This is a genomic window from Streptomyces griseosporeus (genome assembly GCF_014656055.1).
GTDB classification, from domain to species: Bacteria; Actinomycetota; Actinomycetes; order Streptomycetales; family Streptomycetaceae; genus Streptomyces; species Streptomyces griseosporeus.
Genome location: NZ_BNBR01000001.1, coordinates 2046134 through 2059400 on the forward strand (window position 1 = coordinate 2046134; position 13267 = coordinate 2059400).

At 73.1% G+C, this 13267-nt stretch carries 9 protein-coding genes; 5 read left to right on the forward strand and 4 right to left on the reverse strand.

The window, feature by feature from the left end:
• Positions 1-56: 56 nt before the first annotated feature.
• On the reverse strand, positions 57-764 hold the full coding sequence (locus IE308_RS08815) for a class III extradiol dioxygenase subunit B-like domain-containing protein (RefSeq protein WP_190217267.1): 708 nt from the start codon (positions 762-764) through the stop codon (positions 57-59).
• A 547-nt stretch (positions 765-1311) separates the two neighbouring features.
• Positions 1312-2838, reverse strand: a complete 1527-nt coding sequence (gene miaB, locus IE308_RS08820; RefSeq protein ID WP_110631557.1) for a tRNA (N6-isopentenyl adenosine(37)-C2)-methylthiotransferase MiaB — start codon at positions 2836-2838, stop codon at positions 1312-1314.
• Positions 2839-3078: 240 nt separating this feature from the next.
• Here miaB and IE308_RS08825 point away from each other — a divergent pair, with 240 nt between their 5' ends.
• From IE308_RS08825 to IE308_RS08845, 5 genes are all read left to right on the forward strand, one after another.
• Positions 3079-4101 carry a LacI family DNA-binding transcriptional regulator gene (locus IE308_RS08825; RefSeq protein WP_190217268.1) on the forward strand — a complete coding sequence of 341 codons (1023 nt, stop codon included), beginning with the start codon at positions 3079-3081 and terminating at the stop codon, positions 4099-4101.
• Positions 4102-4379: 278 nt separating this feature from the next.
• On the forward strand, positions 4380-5522 hold the full coding sequence (locus IE308_RS08830; RefSeq protein WP_190217269.1) for a glycoside hydrolase family 12 protein: 1143 nt from the start codon (positions 4380-4382) through the stop codon (positions 5520-5522).
• A 129-nt stretch (positions 5523-5651) separates the two neighbouring features.
• Positions 5652-7883, forward strand: a complete 2232-nt coding sequence (locus tag IE308_RS08835) for a glycoside hydrolase family 3 N-terminal domain-containing protein (protein WP_190217270.1) — start codon at positions 5652-5654, stop codon at positions 7881-7883.
• A 95-nt stretch (positions 7884-7978) separates the two neighbouring features.
• A complete protein-coding gene (locus IE308_RS08840) occupies positions 7979-10204 on the forward strand; it encodes a glycoside hydrolase family 6 protein (RefSeq protein ID WP_190217271.1) in 2226 nt (741 codons plus the stop codon).
• A gap of 86 nt (positions 10205-10290) precedes the next feature.
• Positions 10291-11394, forward strand: coding sequence for a lytic polysaccharide monooxygenase (locus IE308_RS08845; RefSeq protein ID WP_229908733.1), 1104 nt, complete (start codon positions 10291-10293; stop codon positions 11392-11394).
• A 16-nt stretch (positions 11395-11410) separates the two neighbouring features.
• On the opposite strand, the gene IE308_RS08850 is transcribed toward IE308_RS08845, so the two are convergent.
• The gene (locus IE308_RS08850; RefSeq protein WP_190217273.1) at positions 11411-12064 is read right to left on the reverse strand and encodes a response regulator; all 654 of its coding nucleotides are present in this window, start codon (positions 12062-12064) and stop codon (positions 11411-11413) included.
• Positions 12061-13098 carry a sensor histidine kinase gene (locus IE308_RS08855; protein WP_229908734.1) on the reverse strand — a complete coding sequence of 346 codons (1038 nt, stop codon included), beginning with the start codon at positions 13096-13098 and terminating at the stop codon, positions 12061-12063. Before IE308_RS08855 ends, IE308_RS08850 begins: the two co-directional genes overlap by 4 nt.
• Positions 13099-13267: the final 169 nt, after the last annotated feature.

Consider the following 13267-nt stretch of genomic DNA (forward strand, 5'->3'; position numbering starts at 1 on the left):
CGCGCCGCAGGGCGCGCGGCCGTCCGCCGTCGCGTGCGTACTGTCCCCGCGCGTCGTCAGGACCAGGTCGCGACCAGGTAGCCGACGCCGTACGGCGCGTCCTCGTAGAGCAGCGCGCCGGACAGGTCCGCGTCCTCGGCGGCACCGGCGAGCACCTGCCAGGGGGCACGGCCGGAGACCTTCAGCTCCTCGGCCAGGCGTACGTCCAGCCCCTTGAGCGCCGCGACGTCGGCGGAGCCCAGCGCCCGGCCGGCCGCCGCGTCGAAGGGCTCCGCCCGCTCGTCGAGGTAGCCGGGGGCCTTGAGGGTGCGGCAGGCGCTGGCGTCGCCCATCACCAGCAGCGCGACCCGCGGGTCGGACGCGGCGATCTCCCGGCCGGTCGCGGCGCACCGCTCCGGGTCCAGCGTCCGCGCCACGGCACGGGCCTCGACGGGGGCGTCGGCCCAGCCGACCCGCCCCAGCAGCCACGCGGCGACGGCGAGCGACGCGGGCAGTACGGCGGCGCCGTCCGGGTCGGCGCCCCGCCCGAGGACGACGTCCACGTCGACGCCGAAACCACGGAACGAGCCCCGCGCGCCCTCGCCGTACGCCGCGCCCTCCTCGGCGGGCCCGACGACCACGAGCCGGTCGGGTCGGGCGGCGGCCAGGACACCGACCGCGTCTACGCACGCGGCACGGGCGGCATCCAGCTCGGACGCGGCCCCGGCGGCCACCTCGGGCACGAGCAACGGCGGACAGGGACAGACGGCAGCGGCGACAAGCATGATCGGCAGCCTAATGCCGAGCGGCGACGGGACGGCTCTTCGGCAGGGGGTGAGGCGGGGGGCGTGCCGCGGGGTGCGCTCGGGGGAGGGTGCGCAGGGTGCCGGCGCTCAACCCGCCGGCCGGGGGCGTGGCCGGGGGCCTGCACGGGCGCGCGGCGCCGCCCTCGGACCGAGGCAAGGCGTCAGCCCGCCGGCCGGGGACGTGGCACGAGCCGGACCGGCGCACGGCGCGCGCCTCTCGGGCCGAGGCAAGGCGTCAGCCCGCCGGCCGGGGGGGGTCGCCGGAGCCTGCACCGGCGCGCGGCGCCCGCCCCTCGGACCGAGGCAAGGCGCCCCACCCCCGGCGGAAGGCGCTGCATCAGCCACCCGCCCACAGGCCACGGGCCGCCGCAGGCACAGAGGGGCGCGGGGAACTGCGCGAGCAACCCCCACCCACCCGCACCGCCGTGTCCACGCCGCGGCGCCACGGCGGGATGCCGACCCCGTCGCCGCCCGCAGGCCCCCAGCACAGCCGAGGTGAGCGACGGCGCATGCCGTACAGCGGTCGTCAGTCGCAGCCGCAGCCGCTCGTCGCCGCCGGGAGCGGGGCCGGGACGCCGATCTTGGGCAGGCCGAGCAGGACGCCCGCCGGCTTCGCCGCCTTCTCGGCGTTGCGCTTCTCCCAGGCGTCGCCCGCGCGCGTGCGGCGCACGTCCAGCACCGGGCCCTCGGCGAGGAGGTGGTGCGGGGCGGCGTAGGTCACCTCGACGGTGACGACGTCACCCGGGCGCACCTCCTGGTCGGGCTTGGTGAAGTGGACCAGGCGGTTGTCGGCGGCGCGGCCGGACAGGCGGTGCGTGGTGTCGTCCTTGCGGCCCTCGCCCTCGGCGACCATGAGGTCGAGCGTCCGCCCGACCTGCTTCTTGTTCTCCTCCCAGGAGATCTCCTCCTGGAGGGCGACGAGACGCATGTAGCGCTCCTGGACGACCTCCTTGGGGATCTGGTTCTCCATGGTCGCGGCCGGGGTCCCGGGCCGCTTGGAGTACTGGAAGGTGAACGCCTGCGCGAACCGCGCCTCCCGCACCACGTGCAGGGTCTCCTCGAAGTCCTCCTCGGTCTCGCCGGGGAAGCCCACGATGATGTCGGTGGTGATCGCGGCGTGCGGGATCGCCTCGCGGACCTTGCGGATGATGTCGAGGTAACGCGACTGCCGGTAGGAGCGGCGCATCGCCTTCAGGACGGTGTCCGAGCCGGACTGGAGCGGCATGTGCAGCTGCGGCATCACGTTCGGCGTCTCGGCCATGGCCGCGATCACGTCGTCCGTGAAGTCACGCGGGTGCGGCGAGGTGAAGCGCACCCGCTCCAGGCCCTCGATCCTCCCGCAGGCGCGCAGCAGCTTGCTGAACGCCTCGCGGTCGCCGATGTCCGAGCCGTACGCGTTGACGTTCTGGCCGAGCAGCGTGATCTCGGAGACGCCCTCGGCGACCAGCGCCTCGACCTCGGCCAGGATCTCGCCGGGGCGGCGGTCCTTCTCCTTGCCGCGCAGCGCCGGGACGATGCAGAAGGTGCAGGTGTTGTTGCAGCCGACGGAGATGGACACCCAGGCCGCGTACGCGCTCTCGCGCCGCGTCGGCAGCGTGGAGGGGAACGCCTCCAGCGACTCGGCGATCTCGACCTGCGCCTCCTCCTGGACGCGGGCACGCTCCAGCAGGACCGGCAGCTTGCCGATGTTGTGCGTGCCGAAGACGACGTCCACCCAGGGCGCCTTCCGCACGATGGTGTCGCGGTCCTTCTGCGCGAGGCAGCCGCCGACCGCGATCTGCATGCCGGGGCGCGAGGCCTTCTTCGGCGCCAGCCGGCCGAGGTTGCCGTAGAGCCGGTTGTCGGCGTTCTCGCGGACCGCGCAGGTGTTGAAGACCACGACGTCCGCGTCGCCGTCCGAGCCCTCCGGGGCCCGTACGTATCCGGCCTCTTCCAGCAGCCCGGCCAATCGCTCGGAATCGTGGACGTTCATCTGGCACCCGTAGGTGCGGATCTCGTAGCTCTTGGGGGCGTGAACGTCCACTGCGGGGCTCCGGTCGCTGCTGCTGGTCATGCCCTCAAGGGTAGGCGGTCCCGGGAGGGCCCCTTCCCGCGCCTGAGGGGTGCGCGGACACCGTGCGCGGAGGCCGTGGGGGGCGCCAGGTGCGGACGCCGCGCGCCGGCCTGCGGGAAGGCGCGGCGGAAGACCGGGCGCCCCGGTTCCCCGCGCCCCTGTGAAACCCCCGCCGCAAACCCCCCCTTGTCCCCCGACCCCCGCCCCGTAATATCGGTGATCTCTTGGGGGGAGGTGGTCATGGGCAGACAGCGCCCTGACACGCCGACGCTGGAGGAGGTCGCCGCGCGCGCCGGCGTGGGGCGGGGCACCGTCTCCCGCGTCATCAACAACGCGGCCGGCGTGAAGGAGTCCACGCGGCGCCTCGTGCAGCAGGCCATCGCGGAGCTGGGGTACGTGCCCAACCTCGCGGCGCGCTCGCTCGCCGGGCGGCGGGCCGACGCGGTCGCGCTGGTCATGACCGAGCCGGACTGGCGGCAGTTCGCCGAGCCGTTCTTCTCCGAGATCGTCCGCACGCTCGGCGACACCCTCACCGAGACCGGCCTCCAGCTCCTGCTGACGCTCGTCCGCTCCGACACCGAGCGCAGCCGCTTCCTGGAGTACGCGCGCGGTGGCCGGGTCGACGGGGTGCTGGTGATGTCCGTGCACGCCGACGACCCGCTGCCCGACATGCTGGCCGAGGCCCGGCTGCCCACCGTCCTGCTCGGCCGCCGCTCCGGCGACGAGTCCATCAGCTACGTCGACGCGGACAACGTCGGTGGCGCCCGCAGCGCGGTGACCCGCCTCGTGGAGCAGGGCCGGCGGGCGATCGCCACCATCACCGGGCCGCTGGACATGTACGCCGCCCAGTGCCGTCTGCGCGGCTACCAGGAGGCACTGGAGCTGGCGGGACTGCCGGGCAGCGCCTCCCTGGTCGCCGAGGGCGACTTCACCGAGGAGAGCGGGCGGCATGCCATGGCGGAGCTGCTCGCCCGGCACCCGGAGATCGACGGCGTCCTCGCCGCGTCGGACACCACGGCCGCCGGTGCCCTGACGGCGCTGCGCGCGGCGGGGCGCCGGGTGCCCGAGGACGTCGCCGTGATCGGTTTCGACGACTTTCCGCTGGCCCGCCGCACCGACCCGCCGCTGACCACGGTGCGGCAGCCGCTGGAGGAGATCGGACGGGCGATGGTCCGGCTGCTCCAGGAGGAGATGGAGGAGCCGTCCGTGGCCTGGCGGCACGTCATCCTCCGCACGGAACTGGTGGTCCGCGAGTCGGCCTGAGCCGGCCCGCCCGCTCCCTCCGCCTGTCCACGCCCTCCCGTTCCGACCCAATTTCCGGGAGCGCTCCCAATTCGCCGCTCCCCTCACTCCCACCCCACGCCTCACCCCTGACCTGCGGCTTCGAAATCCCTTCGACACATTTCCCGTCCACGGTCTTGTCAGGGACATGAGCGGCTCCCTACAGTCCAGGCGAAACGGAGGGAATGGGAGCGCTCCCATATGCGACTCATGGGAGCGCTCCCGCACCGCTCCCCCCACCTCCCCCCGAGAGGACCCGCATGCGACCGTCAAAGCACCATGCCCGCAGAGCGCGTGGCCTGTTCGGCGCGCTGCTCACCTCGCTCACCGTGGCCGCGGCGCTGCTGAGCGGCGCCACGGCCGCGCAGGCCGACACGACGATCTGCGAGCAGTACGGCTCCACGACGATCCAGGGCCGGTACGTCGTCCAGAACAACCGCTGGGGCACCAGCGAGACCCAGTGCATCTCCGTCAGCGACACCGGCTTCCGGCTCACCCAGGCCGACGGCTCCGTCCCGACGAACGGCGCCCCGAAGTCGTACCCGTCGATCTTCAACGGCTGCCACTACACCAACTGCTCCCCCGGCACCAACCTCCCGCTGCAGCTCAGCAGCATCTCCAGCGCGCCGACCAGCATCTCCTACGGCTACGTCAGCAACGCGGTCTACGACGCCGCGTACGACATCTGGCTGGACCCGACGCCCCGCAAGGACGGCGTGAACCGTACCGAGATCATGGTCTGGTTCAACAAGGTCGGCTCGATCCAGCCCGTGGGCTCGCAGGTCGGCACGGCCACCGTGGCCGGGCGGCAGTGGCAGGTGTGGTCCGGCAACAACGGCTCCAACGACGTGCTGTCCTTCGTCGCGCCCTCGGCGATCACCAGCTGGAACTTCGACGTCATGGACTTCGTCCGGCAGGCGATCTCCCGCGGCCTCGCGCAGAGCAGCTGGTACCTGACGAGCGTGCAGGCGGGCTTCGAGCCCTGGCAGAACGGCGCCGGCCTCGCCGTCAACTCCTTCTCCTCCACGGTCAACACCGGCGGCGGCACCGACCCGGGCAACCCCGGTGACCCCGGCACCCCGGCGTCGGCCTGCAAGGTGACGTACGCGACCAACGTCTGGCAGGGCGGCTTCACCGCCAACGTCACCGTCGCCAACACCGGCTCCACCGCGGTGAACGGCTGGAAGGTGGCGTTCACCCTGCCGTCCGGCCAGCAGATCACCAGCGCCTGGGGCGCCACCGTCTCCCCGTCCTCGGGCGCGGTCACGGCGAGCAACCTCGCGTACAACGGCCAGATCGCCCCCGGCGGCCAGGCGGCCTTCGGCTTCCAGGGCAGCTACAGCGGCACCTTCGCCAAGCCCTCCGCTTTCAGCCTGAACGGCACCGCCTGCTCCGTCGCCTGATCCGCCCCGCCGGATCACCCACCGCTCCGGGACCCGCCCGCCCTTCTTCCCCGCGCCGATCGGGCGGGTCCCGGGAATCCGCTCAGCGCCGCCCCGCTCCCGGACCCGCACCCGGAAAGGCCCACCCGCATGAGCCTCCTCGCCCGCCGCCGCCCGGCGACCGCACTCGTCCTGTGCGCCGCGGCCCTGGCCCTCACGGGGTCGGCGGTCGCCGCCCCGGAGCGGCCCGCCCCCGCGGCGGCCGCCGCCCTGCCCTACCAGGACCCGTCGTTGCCGGTGCAGGACCGCGTCACCGACCTGCTGGCCCGCATGTCCCTCGACGACAAGCTCGGCCAGATGACGCAGATCGAGAAGGACGCGCTGGTCCCGCAGTCCGACCTGGCGACGTACCGCATCGGCTCGGTGCTGTCCGGCGGCGACTCCACGGTCAGCCCCAACAACGCCCAGACCTGGGCGGACACCTACGACAGCCTCCAGCGCACCGCGCTGACCACCCCGCTCGGCATCCCGATGATCTACGGCATCGACGCCGTGCACGGCCACAACGCGGTACGCGGCGCCACCCTCTTCCCGCACAACATCGGCCTGGGCGCCACCCGTGACCCCGCGCTCGTCGAACGCGTCGGGCGGGCGGTCGCCGAGGAGGTCTCCGGCACCGGCATCGACTGGGACTTCGCGCCGTGCCTGTGCGTGGCCCGCAACGACCGCTGGGGCCGGACCTACGAGTCGTACGGCGAGACCGCCGAACTGCCGTCCGCCATGACGACGTTCGTCACCGGGCTGCAGGGCGAGACGCTCGGCGCCGGCCCCGCCTCCGTCCTCGCGACCGCCAAGCACTACCTCGGCGACGGCGGCACCACCGGCGGTGTCGACCAGGGCAACACCGAGGTGTCCGAGGCCGAGCTGCGGGCGATCCACCTGCCGCCGTTCAAGGAGGCGGTGCGCCGCGGCGTCGGCTCGGTGATGCTGTCGTACAGCAGCTGGAACGGTGTGAAGTCGCACGCCAACAAGTACCTGGTGACCGACGTCCTCAAGGGCGAGCTGGGCTTCACCGGGTTCGTCGTCTCCGACTGGGCCGCGGTCGACCAGCTCGACGGGCAGACCGGCTTCACCGGCGCCGAGATCAGCACGGCCGTCAACGCGGGCGTCGACATGGTGATGGTCCCGCACGACTACAAGAAGTTCCTCTCCCTGCTGCGCGGCGAGGTCACCGCGGGCCGCATCGCGCAGGCCCGGATCGACGACGCCAACCGCCGCATCCTGACGAAGAAGTTCCAGCTCGGGCTGTTCGAACGGCCGCTGACCGACCGGTCGTACACCGGCACGGTCGGCTCCGCCGCGCACCGGCAGCTGGCCCGGCAGGCCGTGCGCGAGTCGCAGGTGCTGCTGAAGAACGACGGCGGGATCCTGCCGCTGCCGAAGTCGGCGAAGCTGTTCGTCGCGGGCAAGTCGGCCGACGACATCGGCAACCAGAGCGGCGGCTGGACGGTCGGCTGGCAGGGCCGCAGCGGCCAGGTCACCGACGGCACCACGATCCTCCAGGGCATCCGGGCCACCGTCACCGACCCGTCCCGGGTCACCTTCGACCGGTACGGCAACGGCATCGACGGCAGCTACACGGCGGCGGTCGCCGTCGTGGGCGAGACGCCCTACGCCGAGGGCAAGGGCGACCGCCCGGGCAGCCTCGGGCTGGACCAGGAGGACCTGCAGACCCTGGCGCGGCTCAAGGCGAGCGGGGTGCCCGTCGTCGTGGTGCTGGTCTCCGGCCGCCCGCTCGACATCGCGGCCCAGCTGCCCGACTGGCGGGCGCTGCTGGCGGCCTGGCTGCCGGGCACCGAGGGCGCCGGCGTCTCCGACGTGCTGTTCGGCGACCACGCCCCCACCGGCAAGCTGCCGATGACCTGGATGCGCAGCGCCTCGCAGGAGCCGATCAACACCGGCGACGGCAAGGACCCGCTGTTCCCCTACGGGTTCGGGCTCACGTACGACGGCACCCAGCCGACACCGGAGCCGTCCCCCACGCCGACCCCGACCCCTACGCCCACCCCGACCCCGACGCCCACGCCCGCCGCCTGCACGGCGACCTTCAAGACCGCCTCCTCCTGGCAGGGCGGCTACCAGGCCGAGGTCACCGTCAAGAACACCGGCACCGGCGCGCTGACGGGCTGGGCGGTCGACTGGGACCTGGCCGGGGCCACGATCACCAACCTCTGGAACGGCACCCTGACCACGTCCGGGGGCCGGGCCACCGTCCGCAACGCCTCCTTCAACGGCTCGCTCGCCCCCGGCGCCACCGCCTCGTTCGGCTTCACCGCGAACGGCACCGCGGGCACGCCGGTGCTGCGCTGCACCGGCAGCTGAGGCCCTCCGATCGAACCGCCGCGCACCACTCGGCACCGCTTCGTACCACCTCGTACCACCTCGTACCACCCGCAGATCACTCACGAGGAGGGCACATGCACGACCAGCACCCCACCGGCCGAACCGCCCACCACAGACCGCGGCCCGGTCGCCGACGGCGTCACACGACGTCGCTCGCCGCGGGGCTCGCCACCCTGGCGCTGGGCCTGGCGGGCCAGTTCACCGGCCATCCGGCGGCCGCCGCCGAGGCCCACGCCGACAACCCGTTCGCGGGGGCGACCGCGTACGTCAACCCGGACTACACCGCACTCGTCGCCGGCTCGGCGGCGCAGACCTCGGACGCCACGCTCAAGGCGAAGATGCAGAAGGTGGGGACGTACCCCACCGCGGTGTGGCTGGACCGGATCGCGGCGATCAGCGGCGGGGACGCCAACGCCGGCCGCAAGAGCCTCGCCGACCACCTCGACCTGGCCCTCGCGCAGAAGAAGCCGGGGACGCCGATCACCGCGACGTTCGTGGTGTACGACCTACCGGGCCGGGACTGCGCGGCGCTCGCCTCCAACGGCGAGCTTCCGCTCACGCAGGCCGGGCTGGACCGCTACAAGAGCGAGTACATCGACGCCATCGCGAACGTCTTCAAGAACCCCAAGTACCAGGACATCCGCATCACGACCGTCATCGAACCGGACGGTCTGCCCAACCTCGTCACCAACACGTCCGACCCGGAGTGCGCCCAGGCCAAGAGCAGCGGCATCTACGTCAAGGGCGTCCAGTACGCGCTGGACAAGCTGCACGCCATCCCGAACGTCTACACGTACCTGGACTTCGCCCACTCGGGCTGGCTCGGCTGGGACAACAACCTGAGCCAGACCGTGCAGCTGTACACGGACGTGGCCAAGGGCACGGCGGCCGGCCTGCCGAGCGTGGACGGTCTGATCACCAACGTCTCCAACTACACGCCGCTGGAGGAGCCGTTCCTGACCAACCCCGACAAGACGGTCGGCGGGAACATGGTCAAGTCGAGCAAGTACTACGAGTGGAACCCGAACTTCGACGAGTCGGACTTCACGAAGAACGTGCACCGGGCGCTCGTCGCGGCCGGCTGGCCCGCCTCCACGGGCATGCTCGTCGACACCTCCCGCAACGGCTGGGGCGGTGCCGGGCGGCCCACCGCGGAGAGCACCAGCACCACGCTGGAGACCTACGTCAACGAGTCCCGCACCGACCGGCGGGTCCACCGCGGCCTGTGGTGCAACGTCAGCGGCGCCGGGCTCGGCCGGCCCCCGCAGGCGTCCCCGGCCGGCTACCCCGACTCCTACCTCGACGCCTACGTGTGGGTGAAGCCTCCGGGCGAGTCGGACGGCGCCAGCTCCGACATCCCCAACGACGAGGGCAAGCGCCAGGACCCGATGTGCGACCCGACCTACTCGGCGCCCAACGCGGGCGGCAACAAGACCGGCGCGCTCCCGAACGCCCCGCTGGCCGGCCACTGGTTCCACGACCAGTTCGCGATGCTGGTGAGCAACGCCAACCCGGCCGTGCCGACCGACGGGGGCGGCACCCCGGGCGGTGACACCACCGCGCCGAGCGCGCCGACCGGTCTGACGGTCACCGGGAAGACGTCCTCCAGCGTCTCCCTGTCGTGGACGGCGGCCACCGACGACACCGGGGTGAGCGGGTACGACGTCTACCGGAACGGCACCAAGGCCGCGTCCGTGACCGGCACGTCGTTCACCGACAGCGGGCTGAGCGCCGGCACCGCCTACAGCTACACCGTGCGCGCCCGCGACGCCGCCGGGAACGTCTCCGCGGCCTCTTCCGCGGTGAGCGTCACCACCGACACCTCGGGCGGCACGCCCGACCCGACGGGCGGGCTGAAGGTCCGGTACAAGAACAGCGACTCCTCGGCCACCGACAACGCCATCCGGCCGAGCCTGCAGATCGTCAACACCGGCGCCTCCGCGGTCGATCTGACCAAGGTCACCGCCCGCTACTACTTCACCCGGGACGGCGGCTCGTCCACCGTCAACGCCTACTGCGACTGGGCGGCGGTCGGCTGCGGCAACGTCAAGACGAAGGTCGTGCCGCTGAGCACGCCGGTCACGGGCGCCGACGCCTACCTGGAGGTCTCCTTCTCCGCCGGCACGCTGGCCGCCGGGCAGAGCACCGGTGACGTCCAGCTGCGGTTGGGCAAGTCCGACTGGTCGAACTTCAACGAGGTCGGCGACTACAGCCGCGGCACCAACACCGCCTACGCCGACGCCCCGGCGATCCCCGCCTGGCTGGGCACCACGGCCGCGTGGGGCACACCGCCCGCCTGATCCACCGCACCACCCCCGCACCTCCCCGCCCGCCCGGTCGGCAGCAGCCCCGGGCGGGCGGGGACACCACCATGGAAGGAGAGAACGTGAAACGACGCAGCAAGCTCTTATCCCTGCTGGCGGCCTTGTCGACGCTGGCGGGCGCACTCGTCCTGACCCTCCTGGGGCAGGGCACCGCGCAGGCGCACGGCGTGTCGATGATGCCCGGCTCGCGCACCTACCTGTGCTACCTGGACTCCCGTACGGCGACGGGCGGGCTCGACCCGACCAACCCGGCCTGCAAGGACGCGCTGGCCAAGAGCGGGGCGAGCGCGCTGTACAACTGGTTCGCCGTGCTCGACTCCAACGCGGGCGGCCGGGGCGCCGGTTACGTCCCGGACGGCACGCTGTGCAGCGCCGGCGACCGGTCGCCGTACGACTTCTCCGCCTACAACGCGGCGCGCTCGGACTGGCCGCGCACCCACCTGACCAGCGGGGCGACGATCCAGGCGCAGTACAGCAACTGGGCGGCGCACCCGGGCTCGTTCCGGGTGTACCTGACCAAGCCGGGCTGGTCGCCGACCTCGCAGCTGCGCTGGTCGGACCTCGATCTGATCCAGACGGTCACCAACCCGCCGCAGACAGGCTCGCCGGGGACGGACGGCGGCCACTACTACTGGGACATGCCGCTGCCGTCCGGGCGTTCCGGGGACGCGGTGCTGTTCATCCAGTGGGTGCGCTCCGACAGCCAGGAGAACTTCTTCTCCTGCTCGGACGTCGTCTTCGACGGCGGTCACGGTGAGGTGACGGGCATCCGCGGCTCCGGCAGCACGCCGACGCCCACCCCGACTCCGACTCCCACCCCGACCCCGCCCCCGACCCCGACCCCGACGGATCCGCACACCGGCTGCATGGCCATGTACAACGTGGTCAACTCCTGGAGCGGCGGCTTCCAGGCGTCCGTCGAGGTCATGAACCACAACTCCACCGCGCTCAACGGCTGGGCCGTGGCCTGGAAGCCCGGTACGGGCACCAAGGTCAGCAGCGTGTGGGGCGGTGCGCTGTCCACGGCCTTGGACGGCACGGTGACGGTCCGCAACGCCGACTACAACCGGACCGTGCCCGCCGACGGCAGTGTCACCTTCGGCTTCACGGCCACCTCGACCGGCAACAACTTCCCGGTCGGCTCGATCGGCTGCGTGACGCCGTAGCCCTTCCGCCGGTCGCTCAGGGGTCCACCAGCCCCGCCCGGATCGCGTAGCGGGTCAGCTCCAGGCGGTCGCGCAGACCGAGCTTGTGCAGGATGTTGGCCCGGTGCCGCTCGACCGTCTTGGCGCTGATGAACAGCAGCGCGGCGATCTCCCGGGAGGTGTGCCCCTCGGCGACCAGCTTGAGGATCTCCTCCTCGCGCTCGGTGACGGCCCGCTCCGGCAGGCCGTCACCGCGGTGCAGCCGCTCCAGCCAGGAGCGCACGAGGGCGCGTTCGGCGCCGGGGCAGACGAACGCCTCGTCGCGCATCGCCGCCCGGCAGGCCGCGACCAGGTCGCGGTCGGCGACCGACTTCAGCACATAGCCGCAGGCGCCCGCCTTGAGCGCCTCGAAGAAGTACTGCTCGTTGTCGTACATCGTCAGCATCAGCACCCGCAGCCCGGGCAGCCGCCGGGTCAGCTCGCGAGCCGCCTGCAGGCCGGTCATCCGGGGCATGGCGATGTCCAGCACGGCCAGGTCGACGTCCCCGGCACGGGCCCGCTCGACCGCCTCCGCCCCGTCCCCGGCCTCCGCGACGACCGCCAGATCGGGCTCGGCCTCCAGGATCAGCCGCACCCCGCGCCGTACGAGCGTGTGGTCGTCGGCGAGCAGCACGCGCACCGGCCCGCTCACCGGGCACCCCCGGCGGGCATGCGCTCGGGTCCGGGTATCCGCCCGGCTTCCGGTATCCGTCCGGGTCCCGGTATCCGTCCGGGCCCCGGTATCCGTCCGGGCCCCGGTATTCGCAGTCGTACGTCCGTGCCGCCGCCCGGCGCCGTTACGACCGCGAGGGTGGCGCCGACGAGCAGCGCGCGTTCGCGCATGCCGCTGATCCCGGCGCCCTCGGGGGCGTCCCCCACGCCCTTGCCGTCGTCCCGGACGAGCAGCTCGACGGTGCCGTCGGCGTCGGCGCGCAGGCACACCTCGGCCCGCTCGGCGCCGGAGTGCCGGGCGGTGTTGGTGAGCGCCTCCTGAGCCACCCGGTAGAGGACCAGTTCCGTCTCGGCGGGCAGCGGCGGCAGCGCGGGGTCGAGGCCGGGGCGGACGGTCAGGCCCCGGCCGGTGAACTCCTCGGCGAGTGCCCGCAGCGCGCTCGGCAGACCCAGCTCCTCCAGAACGCCGGGACGCAGCCGGCGGGCGATGCGGCGGACCTCGTCGAGGCCGCAGCGGGTGGCCTCCTGCACCTGGCCCACCTCGGCGCGCAGCTCCGCGGGCACCCGGTCGGCCACGCGCTTGAGCTGGAGCAGGACGGCGGTCAGGGTCTGGCCCACCTCGTCGTGCAGCTCGCGCGCGACGCGCCGGCGTTCGCTCTCCTGCGCGTCGAGGGCGCGGGCGGCGCCCGCGGCACGCTCGGCGGCCAGCCGGTCGAGCATCGCGTTGTAGGTGCCGATCAGCGCGGCCGTCTCCGCCGGTCCGGCGACCTCGGCCCGTGCGCCGGGGCGCAGCAGGTCGGCGGTGGCCATGGCCCGGCCGAGCCGGTGCAGCGGGGCGAGCCCGAAGCGCAGCACGCCCGCGTTGGCGGCGAGGAGCACGGCCAGGCCGGCGACGACGACCAGGGCCTCGGCCGGCAGGACGGGCGTGGAGACGGTGACCGGGCCGAGCAGCAGCGCGGCGGCCACGACCAGGCCCGCGGCGTTGAGGGAGAAGATCCGCCAGAACAGTGACACGTTTCTGCGCCCACTCCGTCCGGTCCTCGCCCACAGCCCTGCCGTGACCACCCTCTCCGCCGTGCCCCGACCGCGTCCATCCGTGCTGACACCCATGTCGTCACCGTACGTCCGGATGGCAGCATGGCCGGTCGGACGGGTCGGAGACCGAAGCACAAGGGGACGGAAC